General features: G+C 72.2%; 34 protein-coding genes. 6 read left to right on the forward strand and 28 right to left on the reverse strand.

Annotation, left to right across the window (positions count from 1 at the left end):
• The 28 genes from ACTB72_RS09705 to ACTB72_RS09840 form a co-directional block, all read right to left on the reverse strand.
• The coding region (locus ACTB72_RS09705; RefSeq protein ID WP_463036790.1) for a hypothetical protein at positions 1-324 on the reverse strand (324 nt) is incomplete at its 3' end.
• Between the two features lie 97 nt (positions 325-421).
• Complete coding sequence (locus ACTB72_RS09710) at positions 422-2,725, reverse strand: SGNH/GDSL hydrolase family protein (protein WP_463036791.1); 2,304 nt, start codon at positions 2,723-2,725, stop codon at positions 422-424.
• Positions 2,726-2,734: 9 nt separating this feature from the next.
• Positions 2,735-6,043 carry a TipJ family phage tail tip protein gene (locus ACTB72_RS09715; RefSeq protein ID WP_463036792.1) on the reverse strand — a complete coding sequence of 1,103 codons (3,309 nt, stop codon included), beginning with the start codon at positions 6,041-6,043 and terminating at the stop codon, positions 2,735-2,737.
• A complete protein-coding gene (locus ACTB72_RS09720) occupies positions 6,040-6,483 on the reverse strand; it encodes an NlpC/P60 family protein (RefSeq protein WP_463036793.1) in 444 nt (147 codons plus the stop codon). The genes ACTB72_RS09715 and ACTB72_RS09720 overlap by 4 nt, the downstream gene beginning before the upstream one ends.
• A complete protein-coding gene (locus tag ACTB72_RS09725) occupies positions 6,480-6,989 on the reverse strand; it encodes a DUF1833 family protein (RefSeq protein ID WP_463036794.1) in 510 nt (169 codons plus the stop codon). The genes ACTB72_RS09720 and ACTB72_RS09725 overlap by 4 nt, the downstream gene beginning before the upstream one ends.
• 11 nt (positions 6,990-7,000) lie before the next feature.
• Positions 7,001-7,420 (reverse strand): hypothetical protein, encoded by a 420-nt coding sequence (locus ACTB72_RS09730; protein WP_463036795.1) that lies wholly within the window; start codon positions 7,418-7,420, stop codon positions 7,001-7,003.
• Positions 7,417-9,690 (reverse strand): phage tail tape measure protein, encoded by a 2,274-nt coding sequence (locus ACTB72_RS09735; RefSeq protein ID WP_463036796.1) that lies wholly within the window; start codon positions 9,688-9,690, stop codon positions 7,417-7,419. Before ACTB72_RS09735 ends, ACTB72_RS09730 begins: the two co-directional genes overlap by 4 nt.
• Positions 9,683-9,874 carry a DUF7697 family protein gene (locus ACTB72_RS09740; RefSeq protein ID WP_463036797.1) on the reverse strand — a complete coding sequence of 64 codons (192 nt, stop codon included), beginning with the start codon at positions 9,872-9,874 and terminating at the stop codon, positions 9,683-9,685. The genes ACTB72_RS09735 and ACTB72_RS09740 overlap by 8 nt, the downstream gene beginning before the upstream one ends.
• Before the next feature lie 41 nt (positions 9,875-9,915).
• Complete coding sequence (locus ACTB72_RS09745; protein ID WP_463036798.1) at positions 9,916-10,431, reverse strand: hypothetical protein; 516 nt, start codon at positions 10,429-10,431, stop codon at positions 9,916-9,918.
• A 1-nt stretch (position 10,432) separates the two neighbouring features.
• Positions 10,433-11,377, reverse strand: a complete 945-nt coding sequence (locus ACTB72_RS09750; protein ID WP_463036799.1) for a phage tail tube protein — start codon at positions 11,375-11,377, stop codon at positions 10,433-10,435.
• Positions 11,378-11,401: 24 nt separating this feature from the next.
• Positions 11,402-11,842 (reverse strand): acyl-CoA transferase, encoded by a 441-nt coding sequence (locus ACTB72_RS09755; protein WP_463036800.1) that lies wholly within the window; start codon positions 11,840-11,842, stop codon positions 11,402-11,404.
• Positions 11,839-12,480, reverse strand: coding sequence for a DUF6441 family protein (locus ACTB72_RS09760; protein ID WP_463036801.1), 642 nt, complete (start codon positions 12,478-12,480; stop codon positions 11,839-11,841). Before ACTB72_RS09760 ends, ACTB72_RS09755 begins: the two co-directional genes overlap by 4 nt.
• Positions 12,477-12,794 carry a head-tail joining protein gene (locus tag ACTB72_RS09765; protein ID WP_463036802.1) on the reverse strand — a complete coding sequence of 106 codons (318 nt, stop codon included), beginning with the start codon at positions 12,792-12,794 and terminating at the stop codon, positions 12,477-12,479. The genes ACTB72_RS09760 and ACTB72_RS09765 overlap by 4 nt, the downstream gene beginning before the upstream one ends.
• A gap of 22 nt (positions 12,795-12,816) precedes the next feature.
• Entirely contained in the window at positions 12,817-13,839 is a 1,023-nt protein-coding gene (locus tag ACTB72_RS09770) for a major capsid protein (protein ID WP_463036803.1), read from the reverse strand.
• 12 nt (positions 13,840-13,851) lie between these two features.
• A complete protein-coding gene (locus ACTB72_RS09775; RefSeq protein ID WP_463036804.1) occupies positions 13,852-14,223 on the reverse strand; it encodes a head decoration protein in 372 nt (123 codons plus the stop codon).
• Positions 14,224-14,225: 2 nt separating this feature from the next.
• Entirely contained in the window at positions 14,226-14,738 is a 513-nt protein-coding gene (locus tag ACTB72_RS09780) for a hypothetical protein (RefSeq protein ID WP_463036805.1), read from the reverse strand.
• A 17-nt stretch (positions 14,739-14,755) separates the two neighbouring features.
• A complete protein-coding gene (locus ACTB72_RS09785) occupies positions 14,756-15,646 on the reverse strand; it encodes a S49 family peptidase (RefSeq protein ID WP_463036806.1) in 891 nt (296 codons plus the stop codon).
• A 26-nt stretch (positions 15,647-15,672) separates the two neighbouring features.
• Entirely contained in the window at positions 15,673-17,274 is a 1,602-nt protein-coding gene (locus tag ACTB72_RS09790) for a phage portal protein (RefSeq protein WP_463036807.1), read from the reverse strand.
• The gene (gene gpW, locus ACTB72_RS09795; protein ID WP_463036808.1) at positions 17,271-17,495 is read right to left on the reverse strand and encodes a gpW family head-tail joining protein; all 225 of its coding nucleotides are present in this window, start codon (positions 17,493-17,495) and stop codon (positions 17,271-17,273) included. The genes ACTB72_RS09790 and gpW overlap by 4 nt, the downstream gene beginning before the upstream one ends.
• Position 17,496: 1 nt before the next feature.
• A complete protein-coding gene (locus ACTB72_RS09800) occupies positions 17,497-19,431 on the reverse strand; it encodes a phage terminase large subunit family protein (RefSeq protein WP_463036809.1) in 1,935 nt (644 codons plus the stop codon).
• 25 nt (positions 19,432-19,456) lie between these two features.
• The gene (locus ACTB72_RS09805) at positions 19,457-20,104 is read right to left on the reverse strand and encodes a hypothetical protein (RefSeq protein WP_463036810.1); all 648 of its coding nucleotides are present in this window, start codon (positions 20,102-20,104) and stop codon (positions 19,457-19,459) included.
• A gap of 283 nt (positions 20,105-20,387) precedes the next feature.
• Complete coding sequence (nusG, locus tag ACTB72_RS09810) at positions 20,388-20,954, reverse strand: transcription termination/antitermination protein NusG (RefSeq protein ID WP_463036811.1); 567 nt, start codon at positions 20,952-20,954, stop codon at positions 20,388-20,390.
• Positions 20,923-21,537: a hypothetical protein gene (locus ACTB72_RS09815; RefSeq protein ID WP_463036812.1), complete on the reverse strand. Its 615-nt coding sequence runs from the start codon at positions 21,535-21,537 to the stop codon at positions 20,923-20,925. Before ACTB72_RS09815 ends, nusG begins: the two co-directional genes overlap by 32 nt.
• 115 nt (positions 21,538-21,652) lie before the next feature.
• On the reverse strand, positions 21,653-22,315 hold the full coding sequence (locus ACTB72_RS09820; RefSeq protein WP_463036813.1) for a hypothetical protein: 663 nt from the start codon (positions 22,313-22,315) through the stop codon (positions 21,653-21,655).
• The gene (locus ACTB72_RS09825; protein WP_463036814.1) at positions 22,312-22,671 is read right to left on the reverse strand and encodes a DUF2312 domain-containing protein; all 360 of its coding nucleotides are present in this window, start codon (positions 22,669-22,671) and stop codon (positions 22,312-22,314) included. Before ACTB72_RS09825 ends, ACTB72_RS09820 begins: the two co-directional genes overlap by 4 nt.
• Before the next feature lie 178 nt (positions 22,672-22,849).
• Positions 22,850-22,978 carry a hypothetical protein gene (locus ACTB72_RS09830; protein WP_463036815.1) on the reverse strand — a complete coding sequence of 43 codons (129 nt, stop codon included), beginning with the start codon at positions 22,976-22,978 and terminating at the stop codon, positions 22,850-22,852.
• Positions 22,975-23,253: a hypothetical protein gene (locus ACTB72_RS09835; protein ID WP_463036816.1), complete on the reverse strand. Its 279-nt coding sequence runs from the start codon at positions 23,251-23,253 to the stop codon at positions 22,975-22,977. The genes ACTB72_RS09830 and ACTB72_RS09835 overlap by 4 nt, the downstream gene beginning before the upstream one ends.
• A gap of 202 nt (positions 23,254-23,455) precedes the next feature.
• On the reverse strand, positions 23,456-23,692 hold the full coding sequence (locus ACTB72_RS09840; protein WP_463036817.1) for a hypothetical protein: 237 nt from the start codon (positions 23,690-23,692) through the stop codon (positions 23,456-23,458).
• A gap of 87 nt (positions 23,693-23,779) precedes the next feature.
• On the opposite strand from ACTB72_RS09840, the gene ACTB72_RS09845 reads away from it, so the two are divergent.
• From ACTB72_RS09845 to ACTB72_RS09870, 6 genes are all read left to right on the forward strand, one after another.
• Entirely contained in the window at positions 23,780-24,040 is a 261-nt protein-coding gene (locus tag ACTB72_RS09845) for a helix-turn-helix domain-containing protein (protein WP_463036818.1), read from the forward strand.
• A gap of 268 nt (positions 24,041-24,308) precedes the next feature.
• Positions 24,309-24,638, forward strand: a complete 330-nt coding sequence (locus ACTB72_RS09850; protein ID WP_463036819.1) for a hypothetical protein — start codon at positions 24,309-24,311, stop codon at positions 24,636-24,638.
• A complete protein-coding gene (locus ACTB72_RS09855; protein ID WP_463036820.1) occupies positions 24,638-24,892 on the forward strand; it encodes a hypothetical protein in 255 nt (84 codons plus the stop codon). Before ACTB72_RS09850 ends, ACTB72_RS09855 begins: the two co-directional genes overlap by 1 nt.
• Positions 24,889-25,146, forward strand: coding sequence for a hypothetical protein (locus tag ACTB72_RS09860; protein ID WP_463036821.1), 258 nt, complete (start codon positions 24,889-24,891; stop codon positions 25,144-25,146). The genes ACTB72_RS09855 and ACTB72_RS09860 overlap by 4 nt, the downstream gene beginning before the upstream one ends.
• A 61-nt stretch (positions 25,147-25,207) precedes the next feature.
• Positions 25,208-25,468: a pyocin activator PrtN family protein gene (locus ACTB72_RS09865; protein ID WP_463036822.1), complete on the forward strand. Its 261-nt coding sequence runs from the start codon at positions 25,208-25,210 to the stop codon at positions 25,466-25,468.
• A 674-nt stretch (positions 25,469-26,142) separates the two neighbouring features.
• Positions 26,143-26,522 (forward strand): endonuclease/exonuclease/phosphatase family protein (locus ACTB72_RS09870; protein WP_463036823.1); only part of this gene is annotated, 380 nt, incomplete at its 3' end.

The following is a 26,522-nucleotide window of genomic DNA, read 5'->3' on the forward strand; positions in this document are numbered from 1 at the left end:
CGATCTCTCGGCCCCTTGGGCGCAGGCGCCGCCATCGACATAGGAGAGCGACGGGTCGAAGCGCAGGATGCGTTTCGGGGGCTCGAGCACCGAGACGCGCACGGCGAGATCGTCCTGGGCGGCGGCGAGCGCGGTGATCCCGAGCTTCTCCTGCAGCGCCCCGAACACCAGGTCGGCGACCGCGCCGCGCCAGAGCCAGTTCGCGCCGAGGCCTGCCCCGCCCAGGATCGCGACGACGGCGGCGGTCATGGCCGAGGCGCGCAGGCTCGACCAGAACTGGGCGAGCACGGCGCGCCACCCGCGACGGACGTCGGCGGCGGTCATTGCGGCGGTCATTCCGGACGCGCGCGCGAGACGTGGAGGCCTGCGAGAGGGCGAAGGGCCATGACGGTCTCCTTTCGGGTCAGGTCGGCACGCCGCCTCAGGAGAAGTAGGTGAAGCGGAGATAGGCGACGAGGGCGTCGGCGATGTAGCGATAGCCGTGGGCCCAGGGGTGAACGTGGTCCCAGGCCGCCGAGTAGGTCGCGCTCGACGCGGCCGAGACCGGATAGTCGGCGCGCGGAAAGCCGGTCTCGGCGTCGAACACCGGGGCGATGGGCAGGAAGACCACGCGATCCATGCTCGCCGCCAGATCGCGATAGGCGACGCCGTAGGTGCGCACCGCCTGCTCCCAGACCTCGCGCTCGGAGACCTTGCGCGGCGGCCCCGAGAACGTCTTGACCATCTGCTCGGGCGCGGGCCAGAGGCCGAGCAGCACGATGTCGGCTTCCGGATAGACGGACCGGATATGCGCGATCAGCGCCCGCAGCGTGTCGACGGCGGCGGCGAGCGACGTGTTGTAGACGTTGTTCCAGGCGAGCTCGATGATGACGGTCAGGTTGTCGCCCGAGGCGGTCACGCCGTTGACCGGATCGGACACGCCGTCCCAGCCGTTCGAGGTGATGTAGCGCCCGTAATCGGCGCGGCCGCCGAAGCGGAGCGGGCTGTCCGCGTCGTTCATGAACCACCCGGCGGTCTTGCCCGAATGGCCGTCATGGAAGCCGGGGGCGTCGCCCTGCGTGCCGATCGAGACGACCCGGGTCAGCGCCGCGTCCGGCCGGGGCCTTGACGGGACCAGCCGGGCGCCGACGCCCGTCAGCTGGCGCATGACCTCCTGCGGCACGGCGCCGTCGATGTCGGGATCGGGATCTTCGGGGTCGAAGCCCTCCTTCAGGCCGCTGTTCTTGCCGAAGATGGTGCTGTCGCCGAGCCAGTTGAGCACCCGGGTCCGGGGGGGCTCGACGGCGGTCGCGGCGGCGACCTTGATCGGGAAGGCGGCCAGCGTGCGCAGGACGTTGTCCGGGCCCCGGCCGAAGAGGGCGACGTCGATGTCGGCCTGGCTGGCGGGGGTGACGGCCGCGGCCCTCGGCGACGCGCCGGACATCGACCAGGTCAGGCTGATCGCGGGATCGGGACAAAGCGACTTCGCGTAGAGATAGGTGGTCTGGCCCTCGATGGCGTAGACCGCGCCGGGGTCGAACGCCTGGGGCGCGTAGCCCGTCGAGGCGGCCTGCCGGGTCACGAACGAATAGGGTCCGGTGGTCGCCGCGGTGGCCCGGACGAAGGCGGTGGCCGGATCGACGACGGTGAACACGAAGCCGTCTTCCGAGCCGCCCCCGTCCCTGGTCGTGGAGAGCCTGGAGCCGATGAACGCCCCGGCCGCATTCCACGCCGAGATCATCGCCACGCCCGGATAGCCCGTGCCCTCGTAGACGAAGCTCTGCCCCACGGAGACGGGGATCAACGGCGTGGTGCGCCAGTTGGCGCCCGACAGCACCTCGCCCGAGGTCTTGACGATGACCAGCTGCACGCCCTCGACGTCGAAGTGATCGACGGCGGCGGAGGAGGCGAGCAGCTCGGCCAGCCCCTTGACGGAAGACGGGTCGATATAGGCTTCGGCATAGACCGAGAACCCCTCGGTCCCCAACTGCGTCACCCGGACGTGCCGGATCGGCGTGCCGTCCTCGTAATCCGCGACCTGGACGGTCTGGGACGGCGACGAGAGGTTCATGTGGGCGACATAGCGCCGGGCGGCGTCGAAGAAGACGATGTTGGCGGCGTTGTAGCCGTCGCCCATCGGCGCGGCGGTGGTGCGGATCCAGTGCTTCGACGTCACCGGAATGAAGCCGGTGCGTCGCCAGGCGGGCGAGGCCCCTTCCTCGCCGTCGGCCTTGCGCACGAAGCCCTCTTCGATGGCCCCGGCGCGGTCGCGCTGGCTGCCCTGGAAGTAAGCGATGTCGGCGGCGACCAGGTCGGTGGACGCGGCCAGGGCGGCGAGCGCGGAGGCGTCGGCCTTGGCGGCGAGGCCCGAGCCGCCGACGCGGACCCAACGCGACCAGGCCGCGTTCCAGGCGTAGCGCCCGGCATTGTCCACCGGCGCGCCGTCATAGCCCGTCGCGCTGGCGGCGGCGTGCGCGCCGGCGTCCGCGTCCAGCACCTCGCCGCCCTGCCCGTCGAAGTCGCCGGCGGCGGCCCGCAGCTCGTCCCAGGTCGCGGCGAGGCGGGCGCCGGTGGTCACCAGGCCCTCGACCTGGTCGAGCCTCTCCGCCACGGCGCCGGTGGCGGCGAGCTGGGCCGCGACATTCTGCAGGCCGACGCGAACGGTCGAACCGCCGCGGTTGCCGACCAGCTCGTCGACCAGCGAAGCGGAGGCGAGGAAAGGGGTCGTGACGCCGTTCTGGGCCATGGTTCGCTCCTAGATCACGATGACGGAGAAGGGGCCGGAGACCGGGCCCGGAACGCCGGAGGAATCCTGCGGCTCGAGGAACACGTCCCAGGCCCCGGCGGTCAGGCAGCGGCCGCTCTCGCGGTAGAGGACGACGTCGCGGATCGCGCCGTCGAAGTCGGCGCTGGCCCGCAGCTCGAAGCCGGTGTTGCCGGGGCCGGCGGCGAGGGCGTCGAGCGCCGGCCCGTTCGAGGCGACCGCGGCGCCGGCCTGCGCGGCCCCGCCGGTCAGCCGGGGCGTGACGGTCCCCGCGCTGCGGCCCGAGACGGCGAAGCCAATGCGGTAGGTCGCGCCCTCGACCAGCCCGACCGCCTGGCTGACCGCGCCGGCCGAACCGGGCTCATGCGTCGCCGCCCCGCCCTCGACCGCCCAGTCGACGCCGAGCGTCCAGCCCGCCGCGCTCGCGAAGTCGCCGCCGGTGAGCCGCGTCCGCCGCGTGCCGTCGCCCTGCACATGGGTCACGGTCTCGCCCGGCGACGTGGCGAAGGGTTTTCCAAGGGCATGGGTCTCGCGGTTGAGCGGCGCGCCGGCGGGGGCGCGGTAGAGCTGCACGCGCTCGGTCGCATCGTCGGCGGTGGTGGCGAGCGTGATCCGCAGGCAGCCGAGCCCGCCCGTCACCTCGATCGCGTCATCGTCGAGCGCTTCGGGAATGGCGCTGTCCTTCGAGCCGACCCTCACGTCGACCGTCACGGTCCAGGGCCCCTCGGTCCCGTCGACGGCGACGGCGCGCGCCCGCAATTCGACGTCGTCGCCCTTCGCATAGCCCTCGATCGCCACGCCCCCCGAGGCGATCGGCAGGCTCACCTCGGTCCAGTCGTCGTCCGCGGCGCGCTTGTGCTGCAGACGATAGGCGGCCAGCAGCGCCACCGAGCCGGTCCCGGGCGCGAGCAACACCTCGAGCCCGTCGCGCGCGCCCGTGCCCCTGCGGCCGGTGAGGATCTCGACGAAGCGCGGCGTGGCGGGCTCGATCTCGGCCGGGTCGATCTCGGCCCCGACCCGGCCGTTCCAGGCGGGGGGCTCATAGGCGTCGAGGATCTCGTCGATCTCCGGCGCGGCGGCGACGAAGGAGAGGACCGAGGAGAAGGTCTCCCCGGCCTCGACCCCGCGGACCCGCAGCGCGAGGCTCTCGGTTCCGGCGACGCCGAAGTGGACGAGGTCGCCGGGCGAAGGGGCTTCGGCGCCGGCGGCGAGGCGAAGCAGACGGGTCCGGGCGCCGGCGGGTTTGACGGCGGAGACCACCGACGCGCCGATGCTGTCGTCGGGGTGGGCGTAGACCCGGAAGCGGATGGCGTAGTTCGTCCCCGGCTCGGTCTCGACCGCCTCGTCGAGCTCCACCAGCGGCCCCTCGACGCTGACGACACGCGCCGCGAGCTGCACGCGGTCGAGCACGTCGAACGCGCCCATGACCAGGTCGCCCCGCGTCGCCACCCGCGCGACGCCGTCCTGGATGGCGGTGAAGCGGTCGGGGCGGTGGATCAGCTCCAGCATGCGCCGGGTCGCCTCGGTCGCGATCTCGTCCGGGTCGGTCTTGCCGGGGAGCTCCAGCGTTTCCGTCAGCGTGATCTCGCCGTCGTAGCCGGGCCAGCGGACGAGGCGCTCGGCGGGCGCGTAGCCGTTGGTCTGGTCGAGGAAGCTGACGCGCATCGCATGCGGCGGATCGAAGTAGGCGCGGGTCCAGCGGAAGCCGGTGCTGTTCCTCGGGCTGATATGGTCCACGGCCAGCGCCTCCGGCCGGTCGATCACCACCCCCCAGCGCATCCCGTCATGGCGCGGACTCGCCCGGCCGGCCGCGCAGATGGCGCGGAGCATGTCCCCAAAACTCTCGGCCGCGTCATGCGGCCGGTCGTATTTCAGGCCTTTGGCAGCGCACCAGTCGTGCCAGTCGGCCAGCTGATCCCAGTCGATCCCCGCCTCGGTCGCCGGGAACGGGTTTGCGGGCCCGGTCAGCGCCGCGAGATAGGCGGAGGCCGGGTTGCGCGTCAGCCGCTCCGCCCAGGTCTCGCCGTCCCAGGCAGGCGCGTGGCGGCGCGCGAGCGCGTTGAAGTTATCCAGCGCCCCGTTGAGCTGATAGGTCGCCCGGACCCGCAGCGCGACCAGGGCGAGAGGCTTCGCCATGTTCACCGGATATTCCGGCCGGATCGACTGGATCGCCGCCAGCGTCGCCCGGTCGGAGACCTGCGGGCTCACGCTCTCCTCGGTCATCCGGGTCACCTGGACCTGCCACCGCCCCCGCCCCGGCAGGTCCCAACCATGCTGCCGGAAGAAGGCCTCGCGTTTCTTGGCGGTGATCTCCAGCGTCGCCACGTCCTGCCAGGCCCCGCCGGTCTCGGGCCGCTGCCGGATGCGGATCGAGACGGTCCGCGCCCTCAGCGATCCGTTGTCGGCCGCGTAAAAGAGCCCGCCCTGGAAGGCGAAGATCAGGTTGACCGAGGCCGCGTCCGCCGCGGTCCAGCGCACGATCGGGGTGGAGACCGCGGGCTCGCCCTCGATCACCTCGCCGGCGGCATCGCGGGGCGCCGGACGCACCAGCTCGACCCCGACCGAGTCCTCAAGGACTTGGCGAGGATAGAGCGACAGGGGAGGATCACCCTCGGCGCCCTCGCGCACCTCGATCTCGACGTCCTCGTAGTCGGCAAGCGGCGTGTCCCCGAGCCGGAAGTCGGAGAGGTCGAGCCGCCCGTAGCCGAAGCAGAAGAGGCCGCGGATATATTGCTGATCGCCGACGACCTCGGTGTAGGAGGACGCCGCGAAGGGCGGCGCGTAGCGGTGGCGCCCGAGGATGAAGGGGATCGGCTCGTCCGGCCGCATGGCGTTGCGCCAGCCCGACACGCGGTAGGTGTTTCCCGCCTGCCGGCCCTCGGGCGTGGCGACGGGGATCAGCGCGTCGACCAGCAGCGATCCCGCGACGAGCAGGCCGGCGGAGACCGCCGCCGCGACCGTCTCCGACAGGATGAAGAGCGGCGGCACATAGATCGCCGCCACCGCCACCGCGACCATCAGCACCGAGCGCAGGATCGAGTCGGAGCCGGGAACCAGCCGGATCACCACCCGCGCGCCCGGCCGGGGCCGCAGCCGCGCCCAGTGACGCGGATCCGGGGCCGACATGCCCCGCGCGCTGATCAATGTCACCCGCAGCCGGCGACGGTCCTCCGCGCCGAGCCCCGGCAGGGCCAGCGCGACGATTTCTTCGAGGGTCAGTCCGGCCGGAACCTGAAGGTCGCGCCGCGCCTGGCCGGGGTCGAGCAGCGGCGCGGAGGTGACGGGGATCAGCTCGGTCATGCGTTCCCCCTCGGGCCAGCTTCGGCATGTCGGAACGCGCCGGCGAAGCGGGACCGCCAGCGGGGATCGGAGAGCCGGGCGACGCGCGCCTGCGCTTCGCCGTCCATGTGCAGCATCAAGCCCGCGTCGACGGCGACGCCGACATGGCTGCGCAGCCGTCCCCGGCGGAACAGCAAAAGGTCGAAGGGGGCGGGCGGCCCCATGACCGGGCGCCAGGGGCCGCATTCCTCCGCGCGGTCGAGCAGCGCCGCGACCTCCGCCCGCTCGGCCGCGCCGACATAGGCGCCCGCATAGTCGGAGAGCTCGATCCCGAGCTGTTCGGCATAGACCAGCCGCGCCAGCCCGTAGCAGTCGCAGCCCGCGCGCGTGCGCCCGAGATCAGCCCAGGGGAGGCCGAGATACGCATCCGTCCAGTGCGTCTGATCACCCGCGCAAGTCATCGGAAGAGCCCCGGAAAGCGGTCCTTCGTAAACCGGTCCATCGGGACCGTCTCGTCCTCGATGGGCGCGCGCGACAGGGTCAACGAGACCTCGCCGGCGTCGCCCTCGGCCGCAACGATCCGCAGGTCGCGCCATTCCGCCTCGACCAGGTCGGGCGAGGACGCCAGCACCACCGCCATGTGGATCACCGGCCGGTCGGTGAACGAGCGCAGCAGCGCCGCGATGTCGTTGTCGACGTTCTGCAGGACGAGCGTCGCCGTCGCCGGCGCGTCCTCCTGGTCGCTGGGGAGCTCGGCCGAGACCAGCACGAACAGGAACGGCTCGGTCACCGGGTTCGATCCGAACCAGGTCGAGCGGGCGCCGTAGGTCAGCGGATCCGTCGACAGCCGCTCGGTCGGATCGGTGGAGAGCCGCACCGGCGCGTCGAGCGCCGGGTGTTCGATGGCGAAGAGCGCGACCTCGACCTCGGCCGAGCTCGCCGCGTCGAGGGCGGCGCGCGCGTTCATCGAGACCCGTCTCATGGCATCACCCAGACGCTGAAGGATTTGCGGAAGGTCAGGGGGCGGGCGAGCGTCTCGGCCGGCGGCGTCGCGCCGAACAGGCAGAGCCACCGCGCGGCGAGCAGAATCGGCGCCCCGTCCGCCAGAAGCGGCGCGCCGTCGGCGGCGAGCAGCGGCCAGCCGTCGGTCACCGGGTCGGGCATTTCGAAGGGGAGGCTGCCCTGGCCGGTCGCCTCCTCGTAAAACCTGTCGAAGGCGCCTTTTTGCGCACGGTCGAGGTCAACGGTCAGCGAGACGCTGCGCGCCACGCTCGACCAGCGCCGCCGCCACCCAGGCGGGCCGGTCTCCGCCGATTTCCTGAGGCGCGGATCCTCGATTTGCGCCTGGTAGCCGTCGCGGTTGGGGCGCGGCAGATCCTCGGGCCAGATCAGCGTCATCGCCGGGTTCCCCGCGGCTGCAGGCCGTAGGTCTGGCGCATCGTCCGCCGCGCGCCGCCGCCCGCCATGGCGAGGGAGTCCCCGACCGCGTCCGAGAGCACCAGCCGCGTGGTGCGCCGGCCGCCGGCGTCGGTGGTTTCTTCGACCTCGCCTGTCACCGGCGTTGACGATTGGTTGACGATCTGGATCACGGGGCGCTCGCCGCCGACCGGCTGCGCCGCCGCCCTGCCCCACGCCCCCGGATCGCGCAGCGCCGGCGGCACGCCGGGGTCGACCAGGCCGCCGCGGGCGAAGCGGCGGACGTCGCCTCCCCGGTTGATCGCCTCGAGGAACGCCCGGTTGCGGGCGGTCGCCGCCGCGTTGACCACGAACTCGCCGTCGGACAGCAGCGCCGGGATGCTGTCCGAGGTCGCCGTCCCCGGCCCCTCGACCGGCCCGCCGCCCGCGAGCCCCGGCAGCGCGCTTCCCAGCGCGCCGAGAAAGCCGGCGGAGGCCCCCGCGGTAGGGGCTTTGGCGAAAGCGCCGAGGAGCGAGCCAAGCAAGCCCCCGCCGCCGGAGCCGCCGCCGCCGAGCAGCGCGTCGAAGATCCCGTTGAACGCCCGGTCGGTGGCGATCTGCGCAAAACGCGCCAGCATGTCCCCGATCGCCTGGTCTGCAGTCTTCGCGCCCGAGACGATGGCGTTGAACGCCCCGCCCATCGCGGATTTGACGCCCTGCATGGTCTCGCTCAGGCGCTCGGCGGACTCCTTGATCTTGTCGATCGAGCTTTTGGCGCCCTTGCCGGCCTTCTTGCCTGCGCCCTTGCCGCCGGCCCCGCCCGCCGCCGCATCAAGATCGGACAGGGCGTCGGTCACCTGGGCGACGGACTCAGCGCCTTCTTCGCCGGTCTCCTTCAGCAGCGCCTTCAACGCGGCGAGGCTCTCCAGCGGCGCCGTCGCCATCTCAGCCCAGCCCGCGGCGGAGGAACTCAGCGCGTCTCCCAATCTCGCCGCGCCTTCGGCGGCGACGCGCAGGCCGGCCGCCATCTCGCGGCCGAGCGAGACGCCGAAGAGGCCGGTGAAGTCCGCCCAAGCCCCGGCGAGATTGGCGACGACGGCGAGGAACATCGCCCGCAGGTCCTCGAACGCCGCCGCGGCGCTGTCGGAGAAGGCGTAGGCGCCCCATTGCATGCGCTGCCAGACCTCGGCCGCGACGGCGCCGAGCAGCCGCATCGCCTCGCCGAAGCCGCCCGCCGCGCGCACGAGGCGCGTGAACTGGAAGACCAGCTCGCCCGCCGCCACGATCATTCCGCCGATCACGGTGCGGATCAGCGCCCCGCGCAGCACGACCAGAGCGGTCGCGAGACCCCGAACCGAGACCGCCGCCGCCAGAAGCCCGGCCACCCAGCGGCCCGCCATCAGCGCCGCGAAGGTGGCGGCATAGGTCGCCAGCCGGTCCACGTTCTCGCTGACCGCCCGGATCGCGGTCCCGAAGGCCGGGATCACGTCCGCCGCGACCACGGCCATCGCGTTGGCGATGGCCTCCATCGCCGGCGCCACCGCAACCGCCAGCGTGTTCGCCAGCCCCCGCCAGATCAGGCCGAGCCGCGAGACCGCGTCATTGGTCCGCTCGATCTGCTCGGCATCGGCCTCCGAGACGACCACTCCAAAATCGCGGACGTCCCGGGCGGCCTGGCGCAGGGTCGCGGTGTCGATCCGCGACATGGCGATGGAGCCTTCCTCGCCGAAGAGTTTTCCCGCGACGGCCGCCTGCTCGGCCTGCGGGATGAACGTCGTGATCGCGTCGTTGATCGCCTCGACCCGCTGGTCGAGCGGCATGGCGCTCAGCTCGGCGGCGGAGAGCCCCAGCCGCTTCAACGCATCGGCCGCCGGCCCCGCGCCCGACGCGGCCTGGCTGAGGCGGCGCGTCAGGTCCTTGGTGGCCTGCTCGATCCCCGACATCGACACGCCGGCGAGCTCGCCCGCCCGTTCCAGCGTCTGGATCGACTCGACGGTGGTGCCGAGCGACTGGGCGAGCTTGGCCTGCGCATCGACCGTCTCCAGCCCCGAGCGCACCAAGGCCCCGGCCGCGGCCACCGCCGCAGCAGCCGCAGCCGCGGCGGCGAGCCTGGCGCGGCGCGAGAACTGCTCCAGCCGCGCGCTCGCCGCGTCCACCTCCTTGGACAGCCGGCCAAAACCGCGCTCGCCGGCCTCGGCGACGCCCTTCAGCTCTTTCTCGACCTGGTCGCCGCCGGTCGCGCCAAGGCGCACCGAGACCCGCTTCTCAGCCATCGTCGCTTTCCCGATCGCGGTGGTTGATCGCCCGGACCATCTCGGCCTCGATCCCGGGCAGCAGCTCCGCCGTCGCGCGCGGCTCGATCCCGAGCGCCGCCCCCAGCGCCAGCGCCGCGGTCATGTCCCAGCCGAGCACGCCGACGCCGGGCGCGACCCGGATCTGGCCCTCGAGCTTTCCCACCAGGTCCCAGACCTGCCGGCCCTCGCGGGTCTGCGGCAGGTTCAGTCTTGCCGGGCAGGCCTCGCAGACGCCGTCGCATCCGGCGCAGTAATCTCCGCCCCCGCCGTAGACCCAGCCGGCGAGGGCGCGGAGCCGTTTTTTTCCGATTGCAATGCCTCGGCGCCGGAGACCGCCGGGGCGATGATCCGGTCGATGAAGGGGACCGCGAGCTCGGGCTCGGCGCGGAGCAGGGCCCGCACCGCCTCGGCGGTGACCGGGAGCCGCTCGCCGGTCTCGTCGCTGACCGTCCAGTCGTCGAGCGCCAGCTCGGCGAAGCGGCCGACCAGGTCGAGCAGTTTTCCCACGCGCAGCGCGCCCATGCCCCCGCCGTTCGCATCCGCGCCAGCGCCCGCGGCGGTGGCCTCGCCGTCCTGCAGCGTGGCGGCCATCCCGGCGAGCTCGGCCTCGCCCTCGAACATCTCCGCCAGGTCGAACGGCGAGAGCGGGCGGACCGCCACCGACAGCTCCGCGTCGATCTCCACCCAGCGCGGCGCCGGGTTCAGGTTCAGGCGTTTCATCTCAATAGCCCTCCACCGCGTTGACCAGCGTCGCCGTCGCCATCCGCCCGGGCCCGGCGGCGCGCGCCGCCTGCCAATCAAAACTCGCCTGGATGCCCTGCGGACCCTCGATCGAGATCCGCGGGCGCGGCAGGTGAACCGCATGGGCGACCAGCGCAAAACTCTGGCCGCCGGGCAGCGCATAGGCGAACGCCAGCTCGCAGGGCTCGCCGGCGAGGGCCTGGTCGATCAGCGTCTCGTCGGCGAAGCGCACGTCGATCCGGCCCGTGAGCGCCGCGACGCTCGGGTCGGCGCCGTCGATCAGGCCGTCGGCGCGGATCGTCTCGATCCGGTCGAGGTTGTTGGCATAGGTGATCTGGGCCGACGTCACGTTGCCGAGCGCCACGCCCCCCCGCTTGATCGTGCCGTTGAAGTGGCCGAAGCGGGCCAGCGCGATCTCCGCCGGCGCGCCGGCCTTGGACGCGGCCGCCTTGGCCTCGCCCTGGGCGACCAGCCGCACCGACCCCGAGAGCTGGCCCGCGCGCTGCATGGTCCAGCTCAGCTGATCGACCATGCAGCCGGTATACATCGCGAAGCGCGGGATTTCGGGCAAGCCGGTCTCGATCGCCATCGATGGAAGGGACCAGCTGCCCGACTGGAAGACGTGGTCATAGGTCCCGTCGCCGTTGTCGGTCGTCGACGGCGCCCCGAACACGCCCTTCAGCCAGAAGCCGAGCGCGTGGGCGTCGAGCGGAAGGGTCAGCTCGCCGTCGACGGTCACCGCGTCCTTGATCGGGGCGAGCGGATCGCGGCCATAGCCAAGCAGCTCGTTGTCGATCAGCGGCTGTTCCGAGCCGAGCGAGGCCCGGGCGAAGGGAATGCGGGTGAAGCCGCTCGCCGGAGCGGTCCCGTAGGTGGTCTCGAACGCGAGCAGCATCTGCGCCCGCGCGCCCTGGGCGCGTGCCATGGGGTGGCCTCCTGTGGATCAGGTTTATTGGAGGGGGTCGGCGGTGGCGTAATGCAGGGTGATCGGGATCACCGCCGCCTTGATCGGGGCGCCGCCGTCAGGGATCACGTCCTGCGGCGCCGGCGCGTCGGCCTGCGCCCAGTCGCAAAGCCCGCCGAGCGTCCGGTCGGCGGCGAGGGCCGCCCCGATCGCCCGCTTGAGCGCATCGAAGCGGGCGTCGCGGGGCCCGCCCTCATCGCCCGAGACGAAGAGTTCCAATTCGGCGCGGTGTTGATAGTGGAACATCAGCGGCGAGAGGGTCTCCTCCGGCTCGCCCGGGTCGCCGTCCCGCAGGATCAGCAGGCCCGCCTCCGGGATGCGCGCCGGCAGGCTGGCGTTGCGCAGAGTGACGGCGCCCGCGGGCGTGGAGGCTGAGAGCGCCGCGAATAGCGCTTTGAGAACGGCTTCCGAGACGCTGTCGCTCATCGCTCGCCCCCTAGCCGGCCGTCGACCCAGTTGCCCACGATCATCTGCGGAATGCGGCCCTCCCAGGCGCGGACCACGCGCGCGAGATCCAGCCGCTTGCGAAGCCGCACCTGGCGGACCAGCACGAAGATCGGCGCGGTGACCTGGCCCCGCCCGGTCTTCGCCCGCGACGCCACCGCCTGCGCCCGCTTGTTCAGCCGCACCGCATCCGCGACCAGCAGCCCCGGCTTTCCCTTCCGGTAGACGAACCGAAGTTTGATGCCGCGCCGCTGTTCCCATTCGGCCGGGGTCAGGCGGCGCCCGCCCGGCCCCTTCCCCGCCGCCTCGGTCGGAATGGCGAGGTGAAGACCCCCGCCCGACCGGATCAGCGCGCCGTCCGCAAAGGCCTCGACGATCTCCGGCGCTTTCGACCAGACCAGCGCCGCCGCGTTGACGCTCGCCCGGTCGCTCGGGAAGTCGCGGCTCCGGATCGTGTTCGCCATCCGCCGCCCGAGCCCGGCCGAGGTCACCTCGCCCCGCCACTCGGTCTTCACGCCCTGCCCGGCCGTCTTCATGCTGATCGAGACCGCGCGGCGCCCGGCCTCGATCTCCCCCCGGATCGTCTCCGCAAGGCCCGTGACCTGGACGCCCAGCTTCATGCCGGGACCAGCTGCGCGAGCCAGACCAGCCGATCCGCATCCCGCTGCGGCGCGCCCGCCACCCGGAACGCCGCACCCTCGACGAAGAGCTGGTCCCCCGCGGCGAGATCGGGCGCGTCCGAGACGCGGATCTCGACATGATCCGCGTCCGACACGATCTGCGCCCCGCCCCAGCTGCTCAGCTCATCCGGCTGGCGACGCAGGATCCGGATGTCGGACCCCAAGCCAAACCCGTCCACGCGCCGGGCGGCGACCCCGAGATTGGGATCGCCGAAGACCGCGTCCACCGCCGCGGCGAAGGCGTTCCGGCTCACGGAGCCTCGCCCTTCGCCATGATCAGCGGACCTTCGCGTAGAAGCAGGCGTTGACCCGCGGCGGGATCGGCAGCGGCGCGGAGGCGGACTCGACGAAGGTCCGCGACGGGTTGTTCTGATCGAACATCTTCGACCAGAACGTCGCCGCCTGCAGCGCATCCATGTCGAGGATCGCGCCGTAGCCGACCACGCCCTGCATCTGCCGCGGCGACCCGAGGATGACGCCGTAGGGGTCCATGACGTTCTTGACCACGCCGTCCTCGGTATAGGGCTGGCTGTAGGTCCAGTAGTCGATATTGCCGATCCGGCCCTGGAACGTGCCCCACGCCTCCTCGCCCTTCGCCTCGATCAGCGTCTGCACCTGGGTTGGCGTCTGGCTGCGGTTGTCGAGCCGGGCGAGGAAGACCTCGTCCTGCAACAGCAATTCCCAGGCCTCGTCGCCCATCACGCAGGTGTCGACCGAAGCGCCGGAGGCGGCGGAGACCCGGCCGACCCAGGTCCGCAGGTTCGCGAACGGGTTCACGCCGTCCTCGCCCCAGCGGGCGGCGCCGGTGAGCTTCGCCGTCAGCGCGGCGTCGCGTCCGAAGTCGACCGTCTGCGTGGGATAGTCCTCGCTGGAGACCGTGATCGCGCCGGTGGCGAGAATGGTCGAGGACATGATCTCGATGCGCCGCATGATCTCGGCCTCGTGGTCGAGGGTGATCTGGGCGATGCGCAGGGCGCGGCGCGCCATCGGCGACAGGTCGCCCCCGTGGACCTCGCCCGGAAGGATGTCGAACATCGTGCTCGGCGTCACCGGGGTCAGCTGCTTGATGTAGGCGGGCTCGAAGCTGTCGATCTTCGAGCCGCGCTCGGCCACCGGCTTCGCGGCGGAATCCGGGTGCACGAACTTCGCCACCTCGCGCGCCATGTTCAGGATGTGGAAGTCGATCTTCCGGGTTTCGAACAGGCGGGGGGTGGGGAAGAAGATCCGGGTCAGGAACTGCTGGGGCCGGTCGAGCGGCCGCACCAGCTCCGCCAGCTGGCGGGACGTGTAGAGGGACATGTCGGGCGCTCCTCAGATCGCGCTGCGGGACTTGACGAAGATCGGGCGGCCCGCGGCGCGGAACGCGGTTTCGACGCTCGCGGCGTCATGCCCGGCGCCGAAGTCGAGACGGTCGGCGGCGACCGCGCCGCTGAGCAGGATGATCGCCGCGGCGTCGGCCGAGCCCGCGGCGGCGTCGGTCAGCAGGACCGCCGCCGGCGTCTCGCTGCCATCCCCGGCCGCGGCGACCGAGCGGACATATTTGCCGCTCGCCGCGACCCGGCCCAGCACCGCGCCGGCGACGAGGTCGGCCCCGGCGGCGATGGTCGCCGAAGCGGTCTCCACCGGGTAGTCGCCCGCCAAAATCCCGTTCGGGTCGTGGGCTTCGGTTTCCTTCATCGCCATGATCAGCGCTCCTTCCTGCGGGTGGCGAGCACCCGGGCCTGGGCGGCCGCGAGCTCGGGGGGAAGGCCGGAGGCCTCGGCGCCGGAACCGCCCGTGGCCGCGGGCGCGGGGTCGCGGCCCTTCATGCGGGCCCCGAGACCGCCGCCGCCGCGCGGGGCCGAGCCGAGGATCGCCTTCGCCTCGCGCGGGGAGACGCCGGTGTTGAAGGCGAGGTTCGCCGCCTGCGCGACCGTGCCGGCGTCGGCCTGGGCGAAGATCGCCGCGCAGCGCGCGCGCTCGGCCCGGGCGCCCTGGGCGACGCCGCGGCGGCGGGCGGCCTTCTCCGCGGACGTCTCCTCCTCCGCTTCGGCGGCGTCGTCGGTCTCCTCCGCGTCCTCCGCGGCGGTATCCTCCCTGTCTTCGGCGGCCGCCTCGCCGCCCTCCTCCTCGTCGTCGGGCGCCGCGTCGAGATCGTCCTCACCCTCGGCCTGCGCCTTCCGGCCGCCGACCAGGTTCGCGAACGTGAACCGCTTCATGGGGTCCTCCTTCAGTGTCAGCCGGCGGCGCCGGCGGGAATGCCCGCGGCGAAGGCGTCGAGCGCCTCCTCCCAGGGCAGGATCGCGTCGAAGAGGCCGAGCCGCAGGGCCTCGGCCAGGGCGGCCGGGCCGCTATAGGCCCGCGCCTCCGTCGCCAGCGCCGCGGCGGCGTCCATGACGCACTGGCGCCCTTCGGCGACGTCGCCCGCGAAGAGCGCGCGGAAGTCGTCGATCTCCGCCTGAACGCTCGCCGCCGCTTCATCGGTCATCGGCTCCAGCGGATGGAAGTCGGCCTTGCGCGCGCCGGAGCGGAAGAGGGTCGGCCTGACGCCCTCCGCCTGGAACAGGCCGGTGAAGTCCAGGTGCAGGGTGATCACGCCGACATGGCCGAGACCGCCGGTCCGCGGGCAGCTGATCGTGTCGGCCGCGCTGGCGAGCCAGTAGGCGGCGCTGAACGCATGCCCCATCACGATGGAGGCGACCGGTTTTTGCGCGCGCGCCGCCCGGATCGCCGCGGCCGTCTCGTCGACGCCCGTGACGTAGCCGCCGGGGCTGTCGATCAGCAGCGCGACGCCCCGGACCTCGTCATCGGCGAGCGCCGCCGCGATCTGCCAGCGCAGCTGCTCGCAGCCCGTCGCGTGCTCCCAGCCGACCAGGCCGAAGCTCGGCAGGATGATCCCCTGCACGGGGATCAACGCCACGCCCTCATGCAGGTCATAGGGCCGCCAGCCGGCGTTGCGGGCGTCGAGCGCGTCGTTCCAGGCGGCGGCGCCCACGGGGGGCGCGCCGTCGCCAGCCGCCAGCGCCCGCTCGGCGCAGGCCTCGGCCCATTCGAGGCGGCTGTCCGCCAGGGCGAGCAGGCCGGGGCGGAGCCGCGCAAGCGCGGATCCGGTGCGGATCTTCATCATGTGGAGCCTCCAGGGCTGAGCGCGCGTCAGCCGCCCGCGGCGGCGGCGCGCGCGTCGCGATCCGACGGGTCCTCTCCGCCGATCAGCTCGGCGAAGCGTTCCTGCGCCGGGTGAAGCACGCCCTCGGGCATTCCCGCGACCTCGCGCTCGATCTGGGCGAGGTTGTCCTCGTAATCCGCGCCGGTCAGCTCGGCCGCCTCGTCCTCCATGGTCGAGAGCCCCAGCGCCACGCGCATCGCCGCGGCCTGGGCTTCCTTCACCGGATCGACGAAGCCTCGCCCGGGCCCGATCCATTTCGCGCGGAGCCAGGCCGTCGGCGCCTCCCAGAACCCGGGCGCGCCGCGGGGCAGCTCGACCTTGCCGAGGTCGATCGCCTCTTCCATCACCGCCAGACGGATCGGCGCGCACCAGCGCTGCGCGAAGGACAGGCGCCGCGCGGTCCAGCCCCGCCAGATCTCCACCAGCGCCGCGCGGGCCGAGCTGTAATTGGTCTTCGACCAGTCGACCGCCAGCTGCTCGTAGCTCGTGCCGATCCCCGCCGCGATCCGGCGCAGGACCGCCGCCTCGAAGGCTTCGAACGTGCCGCCCGGGCGCTCGGCCGACACGGTGTCGATGCTGTCGCCGGGCGGCAGCACCGGCATGCGCACGCCGCCGAAGGTCAGATCGTTTCTCCCGACCAGGTCCCGGCGCGCGAGGTCGAGCGTCTCGAACTTGCCGTCGCTGATCAGCTCCGACACCTCTTCGGGCGCCAGCTGGCTGCGGACATAGACGCCGAGGATCGCGCCGAGCACTGCGGCCTGCAGCTCGACCCGTGCATACTTGTCCTCCATCTTCAGCGCATCGATCACCGGGGCGAGCCGCGAGACGCCGCGGGTCTGGCCGTCGCGATGCTTGTCGAAGAAGTGGACCACCTGCGGACGGCCCCAGTCCGTCTCCCGCGCGACCCGCTCCCAGACACAGGACTCGCCCGGCCACAGGGCGTAGGGGTGATCGCGCCGGAAGTGATAGGCCCCCGCCGCGCCGTGGCGATCGAGCTCCACGCCGCCGCGAAGATCCGCCCGGTCCGTCGCGCCGTAAGGGTTTTCCAACAGGTCGGGGTCGACGACGCGCAGCCGGGTCCGGTAGTCGCCCAGGCCCTCGTCCCAGTGCAGAACCCCGATCGCGTCGCCGTCGAGCATGTAGGACCGATAGGCGAGCCCGGCGAGCCCGCCCCAGTCCAGCGCCCGGGCCGCGTCGCAGGTGAGCCGCGGGTCGTCCGCCCATTCGCGCCAGGCCGCGTCCATCCGGTTCCCGATCTCGAAGGCCTGCGCCCGGTCGATGCCGAGCGCCCGCCAGTCGGGGCGCGAGGTCGGGCGGAAGCGCGCGCCCACCACCGCGTCCACCTCGCGCTGGACGGCGCCGGCGGCGAAGCCGTTGTTGCGCACCAGGTCGCGGCCCCGGGCGGTGACGGCGTCGCGCGCCCAGCCGATCTCCCGGTCCGGATGGTCCCGCGCCGGCTGCCACGCGGCCACCTCCGAAGTCATCACGTCGGCGGCGTCATAGGGCTCGCGCGTTTCCAGCGCCGCCTGCATGCCCCGCCGGCGGACCTGCGCCAGCGTCCGCCGCAGTTTGGGACCGGCGGCGGTCACCGGAAGCGGACCCCGATCGCGGCGCCGCGGCGCGGGCGCAGACCAAGCTGGAGCCGCAGGCTGCGCACATAGGCGGCGAGATCGGCGCGGTCCGCGGCGGCATAGGACACCTGGCGACCGTCGACGGTGCGCACCTGCGCGACCGCCCGGCCGAGCCGCAGCGCGTGCAGGGCCTCCTCCGCTTCGGCGAGATGGGCCTTGAGGGTGACGGCGTCGGTCATGTCAGCCTTTTCGAAGCGCCGCGAAGAGCGACGTGGCGGGAGCCGGCGAAGGCGGGGAGGCGGCGACGGGGGCCGCGAGCGGGCGGTCGAAGAGGTCGGGCTCGGCCTCGGCCACGGCCGCGTCGCGCTCGGCCTCCAGCGCGTCCCAGTCGGCGTCGGTGGCGGAGCGGAAGCCGGCGAGGCGGGCGGCGAACTCGGCGAGGACCCGCGTGTCGAGCGGCTCGTTCCGCCCGTCCGCCTCGATCACCTCCCAGCGGCTTTCCATCACCCCGAACCGGTTGCGCTTGAGGATCCGGCGCTCGGCGCAGAGGCCGCGGAAGAAGGCGTCGCCCAGGCCCGAGGCAAAGCTTTGGAAGCCGCGGGCCTCGGGATCCTCCTTCTTCAGGTCGGAATAGAGCACCGCCTTCAGGTTCGAGACGTTGACCATGAACGCCCGCTTCTGGCGCCGCCTGGCCTTGCCGTCGCGCCGACGCTCGAACTTCTGCGCCTGGTAGGCCGGGCCCTTGTCCGAGCTCGCCCCTTTCGAGATCGACACCCGGCTCCACGGATGCCGCTTCGCCCAGTCCCAGACGTCGTCGGTATAGGCGCCGCCGTCGATCGCCAGCCGGTCCAGCGCGATGTCCCGCCCCGCCGCGTTCCGCCACCGGCGTTTCAGGAGCGCGTCGAGCGCCGCCCGCCCCTCGTCCTCGCCCACATGATGCGGGATCATGCCGTGATCGACCACATGCGCCCGGTTGTTGCGTCCGAAGGCCACCACCTGCCATTCGAGCCACGTCCCCTGGCAATCCACCCCGCAGGCGAGGATCGGAAGGCCCGCCGGGATCCGCCCCTTCTGCGCGGGCTCGGGCGCGTTTTCGGCGCGGTTGCGCAGCTCCTCCCATCCCGGCGCGTCGCTCGCCTGTTCGTAGGGCAGGCCCAGCACGTCATTGAAGAAGGTCTGCTCGCGCGCCGCGTCCCCCTTGGCCTGAAGCCAGGACACCGCGATCGAGCGCCAGTCCCGGAACGGCATGATCGCGCGCCAGAGGTGGAAGCTCGGATGATCCCCCTTCGGGTTGGTCGCCACCCATTCGCCCGCCGCCACCATCGCGTCGCGGTGCCGGAACTCGATGGCGCCCCCGCACCCGATGCAGGTGAAGTGCGACTGGCCGGGGTCTTCGGCGACGACGGCAAAATTCTCCCAGGCGAGCGCCTGGCGGTGGCCGCAATGCGGGCACGGCATCCGCCATTCCTCCGCCGTGCCGCGCAGGTAGGCGTGGGTGATCCGGCAGGCCCCGGCGATCATCGGGGTCGAGACCCGGGTGATCTTCGCGTCCTCGAACGCCTCGGCCCGCGAGGCGGCCAGCGATTCCGGGTCGCCCATCGCCGTGCTCTCGAACTTCGAGAGGTCGTCCATGATCACGTTCGGCCGCGTCGTCCCGCTGAGCTCCGAGGGCGAGCCGGCCGAGACCGTGCGCAGCGAGCAGGTCCGGTCGAGCGTCTCCTGGTAGCTCATGTTGTCGAGCTGCCCGGCCGAGACCCCGAAGATCGCCCGCATCCGCCGGTTGGCCCGCCGGAACGGCATCCACTTGGTGCGGACCCACTCCGCCGCGGCGGTGCCGGTGGGGTGCACGACCAGCGTGTTGCGCGGGGCCATGTCGAAGATGCAGCCGAGCAGCGCCTTGATCAGCGCGTCGGTCTTGCCGATCTGGGCCGAGCCGCGGACGCTGATCTCGCGCGCCGGGTGGTCGGGGCTCAGCACCTCGTGGATCCGTCGCAGCATCGGGAAGCGGCTGCAATCATAGGGGCCGGGGAACGGGCTGCCCTGGTCGAAGGCGAGGTTGCGCTCGGCCCAGCCCGCCACGTCGGGCGGCGGCGGCGGGGTCATCGCGGCGGCGACCGCCCGCATGACGACCCGGCGGGCCGGGACCAGGAAAGCGCCGGGCTCGATGATCGACATCAGGCGGGCTCCGCGATGAGGGTCGTCAGGCGACCGCCGTCTCGGCGGCCTCGGCGGGCGCGAACGCCGCTTCGGCGGCGATGGCGGCGGCGAGGTCGGCCCGGCGCTGGCGATGCTCGCGCCATTCCTTCACCAGGATCGCGCGGACCGTCGGCGCGTCGAGCCCATGTTCCGAGGCCACCCGCTGGGCGGCGGTGCGCAGGACGGTCTCGAACTCGGCGACTTCGGCGGCGAGCGCCCGGCGGATCTCGAGCTCGGCCTCCGACGCCAGCACATAGCGGCCTTCGAGCTCGGCGAGCTTCAGCCGGCCCTCGGTCGCCCGCATCTCCGCCATGTCGGCCCGCGCCCGCTGGTAGCGGTCCGCGTCCGGGTCGCTGCGCGGGATCGTCGGTTCCGGCGCGGGCCTGTCCGGCGAGGTCGTGTCCGGGTCGGGCCCCTGCCCCGCGCCCGGAAGCGCGCGCAGCGCCTTCGCCGTCCCCGCCCCGTTGCCCAGCTGCTGGCCCGGATCGAGCGTGCGCCCCAGCGCCTCGGCGCATTTGGTCAGATCGAACCGCCTCGCCCGGCCCTCGCCTGCGAAGCAGCCGTCGAGCTTGCGCTCGGCGACATATTGGCTGATCCGCCCCGGGCTGAGCCCCAGCGCCTTCGCCAGGCCGGATGCGTTGACCGTGGTCATGGCCTCGTTCGTTTAGCCGAAGTTTAGGCTTCGCCGCTTGTTTAGCGCGACCGAACCCATGCGCTTAAGCGACCCGTATACGGATCGGCCCGGGAAGGACCCGCGGGCGCGGAAGCGAGGGTTCGGGGGGGGCGGCGGGGTTCGGCGGGGTTCGGATCGCTCAGGCTTCGCACCCGGAGCGGCCGCGCATCCCGATCGGATCAGCGGCGCGCTCCCCTGGCCGTCCGCGGCGCGCCCTGCATGGGTTCCGACGGATCAACGGCGAAGAACAGGGCCGAGATTCTCACGCCGCCGCCAGCCGGTCAACCGCGATGCGGACTTTTCGGCCGTAGCCGAGCAGCTCGACCAGCACGTCATGCTGCGGGCCCCGCTTCTGAGAGACCTCGACGCTGCGCCCGGCGAGCCAGCCCGAGGCGATGGTCAGCACTTCGCCCGGCTGGGGATCGAGCAGCGGCGCTCCCGCCTCCCCGACCGGCCGCCGCCCCGCCGAGAGCCGCGCGAGATAGCGCGTGATCGACGACGCCCGCACCACGCTCGGCCGCCCGTCCGACGTCAGCACCCGGTAGACGCCGGTCGCGCCCAGCAGCAAGGGCCAGTCCGCGTCGCCCCGGATCCCTGCGAAGAGATACCCCGGCAACGCCGGATGCGCCCGCGGCTCGGTCCGCTTGCTATGACGCGAGACCCGCACGTTCAGCCGGTCCAGCGGCGCGATCACCGGCAGGCCTTTCTCCGCCAGCGCGTCCGCGATCCGCGCCTCGCGCATGTTGCGCACCTCGGCCACCACCCAGGGCAGCGCCGCCCAGTCGTCGCGCATCGCCTCAGGCGGCGTCGGATACGGTCTCTCGCTCATCGCTCTTCCCCTGCCTTTCGAACACCAGCGCGCGGGTGCGCGCCTCCGCCGCCCGCCAGACCGCGATCTCGGCCCGGTCGGCCTCGCTGTCCCTTCCCTCGCGCGCGCGCCGCTGCGCCGCCTCCACTTCGCGCCGTCGCCGCGCGGCCCGCTCGCGCATGCCCGGCCACGCGCCGTCCATCGGCGGGCGACGCGCCTTCACCAGGTGACGCGCAAGCTCGGCCGCGAGATACGGGCTCTCCGCCCAGGTCCTGCGCCCGGCGGCGGAGCGCATCCAGCTCGTCACCAGCCGGTCGCTTTCGGGGGGCGGCGCCTCGATGCTCCAGGCGAAGCGGACCACCACCAGCTCCGAGGGCCACTCGTTGCGCAGCGGCCCGCCCGCCAGCCGCTCCACCGCCGCCAGCAGCGCCCGCAGCCCCGCCGGCGTCATGTAGGCGAGCCGCTCCACCACCCGCTCCACCGACCGCGCATGCGCCTCCGCCGACACGGAGCGCTTGCGCTTCAGCCCCATCTCCGCCAGCGGCGCGATCAGAAGCTCCCGCACGCGGGTCCGGCCCGGCATGTCCTCCTCAGCGTCTTCCACGGCGGCCTCCTGTCCGAAGGGGGTAAGGGGGATATTTCAAATCTCGTCTCATCTCGGTGCGCGACACTTCCCGTGACTGTCACGCGACTGTCCGTGACACTGTCACGCGACAGTTTCAGCGCAGGCCGCGCCGAACCAGTTCGGTTTTCAGATCAGTGACTTGCGCGCCCATCTCATTCTGAAGGCCGAGCCTCTCCAGCCCCGCGCGCACATGGGTCTGGCGCAGGGTCAGCCCGTTGCCGTCCAGCCAGTCGAGCAGCCGCTGCTGCAGGTGCGAGTCCATCACCGCGCGCTCCGCCAGCCCCACGCGCCGCATGGCGTTGCGCAGCCGCTCGAACCGCTTGCGCAGGGTCGCCTCCTCGCGCCCGTCGCGCTTGCGCTCGACGCCGTTGACCGCCGCCACCATGGCCTCGGTCAGCCAGGCATGGGCGAGCCGCACCTCTTCCTCGAGATCGTTGGAGCAGAGCACCCGCCGCCATTCCGCCAGCGCCTGCGGGCGCAGCCGCCGCCAGCCCTCGACGTCCCGCCCGAACCCCGCGAGGTCCGCCAGCTCGACGTCATCGTCGGGCAGCGTTCCCGCCGTAGGCTGGGCCGCCGCGCGGAGCATCAGCCGCATGCCGAACCACCCCGCCTCCGGCGAGACCTTCCGCGCCCAGGCGTTCTCGTTGAAGCCGCGGAAGTCGAACTGGAACCAGCTGCCGTTCAGCCGCTGGCCCAACGGGATCGGGTAGAGGTCGATATTGCCGATGCCCTCGCGCGCGGGATCGTCGTCGATCATGGCCGCGCCTCCTCGCCCCGGTCGCGCGCGCCGAGCGCCCGCACCGCCTGCGCCACCGGCCCGAACCGCGCCTGCGCCCAGGCGTCGAGCGGCGTGCCGCCCATGCCCAGCGCGCCCTTGTAGAGCTCGAGCATCGCCTCGCGCTCCGCGCGCTCCTCGGGTTTGAGGCGGCGAAGGCGGACGATCTCGCGCAGGGTTTTGACGTGGAAGCCCGCGCCTTTCGCCTCCGCGAACACCTCCTTGATCTGCGCGGCGACCTCGCGTTTCTCCTCCTCCAGCCGCTCGATCCGCTCGACGATCGACCGCAGCTGGCCGGCGCTGACCGTGGACGTCGAATGGTCGTCGTCACCGATCACGGCGAAACCCTCCGGAAAGACCCCGGGGCCGGAGCCCCGGGGCAAGTCGACAGGGAGGTGCGACGCAGCGCGCCGCGAGCCCGGCCAAGCGACCGGACGGCGAGGCGGCGCGCCGGGCGTCCCGAGGGACGCGGACCGGCGGCGCGCGCGATCGGCATGGGCATGCGGGCCGGCGCGGTCATCGCTGCGCCCCCTTGATCCGGCCGAAAAACTTTTCCGCACGCCAGTCGAACCGGCGGGCGGCCGCCCGCGCCCGGGCCGCGCGCAGGCGGTTGAAGCGGGCGAAGATGCGCCAGACCAGGTTCATCGCCCCGCCTCCGGGTCGAGCACCGCGAACACCGCCTCCGCCCCCGCCAGCGCGATCACCGCCAGCACGTAGCGGAAATGGGGCGCGTTCTCGCAGCGCAGCCAGTTGCGCACCGTCCGCGGATGCACCGCCCGCCCGTCGCGCGACAGCACCGCCGCCGCCGCCTCGGCCAGCTCGTTCTCCGACCCCGCCTCCGGGAAAGCCCGCCACAAAAGGCCCGCGAACCACGCGCGCTCCTGCTCTTCGGGCGAGGCGCCCGATTTTCTGAAAGACATTTCCGAACCTGCCGTCGCAAAATGAGGGCGTTCGGACGGCTGGGAGGCCAGGCGGACACGAAGCGGGGCGGCTTGCTGCATCAGGTCGCCCCCAATTCGTTCGGGGGCAACCGGTCGCGCTTCGCACACTCGGCGAATGCCGTGGCAGGATCGAGCGGCGCCACGAACGCAACTGACCGCTCACTGCTCAGGAGAAGAGGCATCATGCAGCGTCAGCCTCGACCGGACCGGCAACAACAGCCGGCGCGGTCTTGAAGGTGAACAGCTCGAACGGGCAAGAGACGCCCGTGGGCTTGGCCATCTCGGAGACAACCAGATACCAGGACGCTGGGAACGTGCCCCGAACCACGGCGTTGCTTATCGCCGTAGGGCCAACGCGCAGCGCAAGCGCGAGGCGGCGGCGCCCGAGAGTTTCGACGATGTCGGCCACGGTGATCATGGCGACACCTATCCACTTTTAGTGGAGAATCACAATACCACTTTTTGTGGTTTGTCGCGGCATCCACCATATGTGAATCCTAACCCCATGATGCAGAGTGAAAATCCCTATGCGGAAATCGGCGAGCGCCTGGCGGCGATCCGCGCCGCCTTTTCAGACGCCTCGCAACGCGATTGGGCCGAGCGACACGGTTTCGCCCAAACCCAGTACAACAACTGGGAGAAGGGCGTCCGGCGTATTCCGGTGGAGGCCGCCGAAAAACTGAGCGACCTCTACGGGCTCTCGCTCGACTTCGTATACCGGGGGAGGCGGGACGGATTGTCCGAAATCGCTTTGAAGCGGCTCTGATCGCATCGCCCCAGGTGCTTGACCACATGGTCTAACGGAACGCCCAGCTCGCTGGCGATCTCCATCATCCTGTCCAGGCGACGATCAATCTCTTTCATCCACTCCTCCTACACCCGCAGCCTCAGGCGGAACATAATGGCAACACGCCTGCCGTGGGCTGATCGTATGAATGAGCAGCCTGATGCTCAATCCACTTAATGTGATTTTATGGTTGTCGTAATTCACTTTTTGTGGATATCTAACTCCGTCACCTTTGACGGAGGCCGATATGCACGACACCGAACCGCCAAGCGCCATCTCCGAAGTCATCGCTGAGTTCGGCGCGACCGAGCGCACGCCGCGACGCCCGCCTGCCGGCGGTCGCGTGATGAATGCCCCCTTCCCCTCAAGCCTGCGCAATTACGCCCCTCTGCCCGCCCCGGCGCTCCGCGCACGGCTCGAAACCCTGCTCGCCTATCGCAGAAACTTCGCCGCCACCCGTCCCGCAGACATGCCGGCCGTCGACGCCGCCATCGCGCGGCACAGGGCGCTGCTCGACCGCCAGCTCCTGCCCGACGAGCGCGCCAGGCCGGAACTCCGTCGGATCGGAGTCGCGTGATGGCCCCCGAGCTCATCGCCGCGACCGTCGACGCGCGGGTCCGCGATCTGGAACGCGACGTGCGGGCCGCGCTGCAAATGCTGGCCTCGCCCCATGGGCCGGACCGCCGCCAGGCGCGCGCCTGGCTCGATGCGTTGATCGCCGAGGGCGAAGCCTCCAGCGCCCAGGCCGGCCAGCTGATCGCCCGCGCCATGACCGCCGCCGGCGCCGCCGCGCTGGCGCTGCGCCAGGATGAAAAGGGAACCCCCGCATGATCGAGCTCTTCCTGGACCGCCGCCTTCGCGCGCTCGGCCCCGGCGCCAGCCTGCGCCAGATCAGCCCGCGCGCCGCGCAGGTCGCGTGCTGCGATCCCCAGACCGTGGCCGCCGAGCCGGCCCTCTACGCCGATGCGCCGCCCGACGCGGTGGTCGTCGCCCGGCGCGAGGCCTGGCTGACGCTCCACCGCGCCCGGGCCGCGAGGCTGGACCGCCGCCGCGCGCTCGCAGCCGGGCCCGGAGACGCGGCATGACCGGCCCCCGCCCCATCCGCCAGATCGGTCCCGAGACCGCGCGCAAGGAGCGCTCCCGCAGATGAAAACGATGCTGATGCTCTTCGCCCAGTATGACGGACGCCCGCAGATCTCGATCGACCGCGTGCGCGAGGACTACTTCGGCGGCATGACGCGCGAGCGGTTCAAGACCAAGCTCGAGAGCGGCGAGATCCCGCTGCCATTGGTCCGGCTCGGGAAGGGCCAGAAGGCGATGCTGATGATCGCGATCATGGACCTCGCGGACTACCTGGACGCCTGCGCCGACGAGGCGCGCCGGGAGCTGAAACGGAAGGTCGGGTAGTCCTGGGGTAGTCCAATCCAGCCCCAGCCAGATTTTATTCTACAAAAATCAATTTCTTAATCGGCACGCCCGTCCAGTCCATCATCGGCGCGACGGAAAGGCGACGTGCGTTTCCGATCAATGGCTTACGCTCCATGTTCGCCCTTCCCCTCCAGATCGCGCCTCGGTGACTGAACGCCAATTACGACGTCACGGCGCGCGCCATCCGGCCCGCGCCCGGGTTTCCGCGCGGGGATTGCAGTAAAGGACATCGGCCGCATCGTCCATCAGGCGCCCGGTCCATCGCCGGCGCCGCGCCGGTCGGCGAGGGGGCTGGTATCGCGGAGGATGTGGGCCTCGCAAGACGCCGCTTTCCCTGAAATTTCATGACAGACCGCGTTGTCCCTGCGGACCGGACGCGGCCTCCGGCATGGGCCATCGCTTTCGCGGCGAGTCACGCCATCGCGCCGGCCCCCGCGGTCAGGAAAGACGCGCAGGGAGGAGGCGACGCCCTGCGGCAGGGCTGACGCCGGCTCCGCGACCCCCGAGCGGAAAGCACGCGGCCGCCTGATCGCCGCGCCGCGAACGCCACGCCACCCCACGCTTGACCCTTTCGGTCCGGCCCTCCGATCCGCTAGTCAGGGAGGGCGTCCCCCGCCCCAGGCGGCCCCGCCCGGCGCCGACGGAGCCGCCCCATGCGCGTGACCACCTACAACATCCGCAAATGCGTCGGCCTCGACTGGCGCCGGGACCCGGGCCGCATCGTCGCCGTGCTCGCCGAGATCGCCCCCGACATCGCCTGCCTGCAGGAGGCCGACCGCCGCTTCGACGGGCGCCGCGCGCTGCTGCCCGAGGCCGAGCTCGCCGCCGAGACCGGCCTGCGCATCGCCCCCCTCCCGGATCGCGGCCACAGCCATGGCTGGCACGGCAACGTCATCCTCCTGCGCGGCGACGCCGAGATCCACGACGTCCGCCCCCTCGAACTGCCCGGGCTGGAACCGCGCGGCGCGGCGATGGTCGATTGCGCGCTGGACGGGCGGCGGCTGCGGGTGGTCGGCGCGCATCTGGGCCTGCG

Source organism: Albimonas sp. (assembly GCF_055129145.1).

Coding starts and splice junctions, on each gene's coding strand:
- ACTB72_RS09770 (WP_463036803.1), bottom strand. CDS start 13,839: ATGTCCCTCTACACGTCCCGCCAGCTGGCGGAGCTGGTGCGGCCGCTC.
- ACTB72_RS09830 (WP_463036815.1), bottom strand. CDS start 22,978: ATGAACCTGGTCTGGCGCATCTTCGCCCGCTTCAACCGCCTGCGCGCG.
- ACTB72_RS09835 (WP_463036816.1), bottom strand. CDS start 23,253: ATGTCTTTCAGAAAATCGGGCGCCTCGCCCGAAGAGCAGGAGCGCGCG.
- ACTB72_RS09780 (WP_463036805.1), bottom strand. CDS start 14,738: ATGAAGCGGTTCACGTTCGCGAACCTGGTCGGCGGCCGGAAGGCGCAG.
- ACTB72_RS09800 (WP_463036809.1), bottom strand. CDS start 19,431: ATGTCGATCATCGAGCCCGGCGCTTTCCTGGTCCCGGCCCGCCGGGTC.
- ACTB72_RS09745 (WP_463036798.1), bottom strand. CDS start 10,431: ATGAAACGCCTGAACCTGAACCCGGCGCCGCGCTGGGTGGAGATCGAC.
- ACTB72_RS09805 (WP_463036810.1), bottom strand. CDS start 20,104: ATGACCACGGTCAACGCATCCGGCCTGGCGAAGGCGCTGGGGCTCAGC.
- ACTB72_RS09725 (WP_463036794.1), bottom strand. CDS start 6,989: ATGAACGCGCGCGCCGCCCTCGACGCGGCGAGCTCGGCCGAGGTCGAG.
- ACTB72_RS09720 (WP_463036793.1), bottom strand. CDS start 6,483: ATGACTTGCGCGGGTGATCAGACGCACTGGACGGATGCGTATCTCGGC.
- ACTB72_RS09750 (WP_463036799.1), bottom strand. CDS start 11,377: ATGGCACGCGCCCAGGGCGCGCGGGCGCAGATGCTGCTCGCGTTCGAG.
- ACTB72_RS09735 (WP_463036796.1), bottom strand. CDS start 9,690: ATGGCTGAGAAGCGGGTCTCGGTGCGCCTTGGCGCGACCGGCGGCGAC.
- ACTB72_RS09840 (WP_463036817.1), bottom strand. CDS start 23,692: ATGATCACCGTGGCCGACATCGTCGAAACTCTCGGGCGCCGCCGCCTC.
- ACTB72_RS09850 (WP_463036819.1), top strand. CDS start 24,309: ATGCACGACACCGAACCGCCAAGCGCCATCTCCGAAGTCATCGCTGAG.
- ACTB72_RS09715 (WP_463036792.1), bottom strand. CDS start 6,043: ATGACCGAGCTGATCCCCGTCACCTCCGCGCCGCTGCTCGACCCCGGC.
- ACTB72_RS09775 (WP_463036804.1), bottom strand. CDS start 14,223: ATGGCGATGAAGGAAACCGAAGCCCACGACCCGAACGGGATTTTGGCG.
- ACTB72_RS09845 (WP_463036818.1), top strand. CDS start 23,780: ATGATGCAGAGTGAAAATCCCTATGCGGAAATCGGCGAGCGCCTGGCG.
- ACTB72_RS09730 (WP_463036795.1), bottom strand. CDS start 7,420: ATGACGCTGATCTGGCCCGAGGATCTGCCGCGCCCCAACCGCGACGGC.
- ACTB72_RS09855 (WP_463036820.1), top strand. CDS start 24,638: ATGGCCCCCGAGCTCATCGCCGCGACCGTCGACGCGCGGGTCCGCGAT.
- ACTB72_RS09860 (WP_463036821.1), top strand. CDS start 24,889: ATGATCGAGCTCTTCCTGGACCGCCGCCTTCGCGCGCTCGGCCCCGGC.
- nusG (WP_463036811.1), bottom strand. CDS start 20,954: ATGAGCGAGAGACCGTATCCGACGCCGCCTGAGGCGATGCGCGACGAC.
- ACTB72_RS09760 (WP_463036801.1), bottom strand. CDS start 12,480: ATGAAGCTGGGCGTCCAGGTCACGGGCCTTGCGGAGACGATCCGGGGG.
- gpW (WP_463036808.1), bottom strand. CDS start 17,495: ATGACCGACGCCGTCACCCTCAAGGCCCATCTCGCCGAAGCGGAGGAG.
- ACTB72_RS09785 (WP_463036806.1), bottom strand. CDS start 15,646: ATGATGAAGATCCGCACCGGATCCGCGCTTGCGCGGCTCCGCCCCGGC.
- ACTB72_RS09755 (WP_463036800.1), bottom strand. CDS start 11,842: ATGAGCGACAGCGTCTCGGAAGCCGTTCTCAAAGCGCTATTCGCGGCG.
- ACTB72_RS09820 (WP_463036813.1), bottom strand. CDS start 22,315: ATGATCGACGACGATCCCGCGCGCGAGGGCATCGGCAATATCGACCTC.
- ACTB72_RS09710 (WP_463036791.1), bottom strand. CDS start 2,725: ATGGCCCAGAACGGCGTCACGACCCCTTTCCTCGCCTCCGCTTCGCTG.
- ACTB72_RS09865 (WP_463036822.1), top strand. CDS start 25,208: ATGAAAACGATGCTGATGCTCTTCGCCCAGTATGACGGACGCCCGCAG.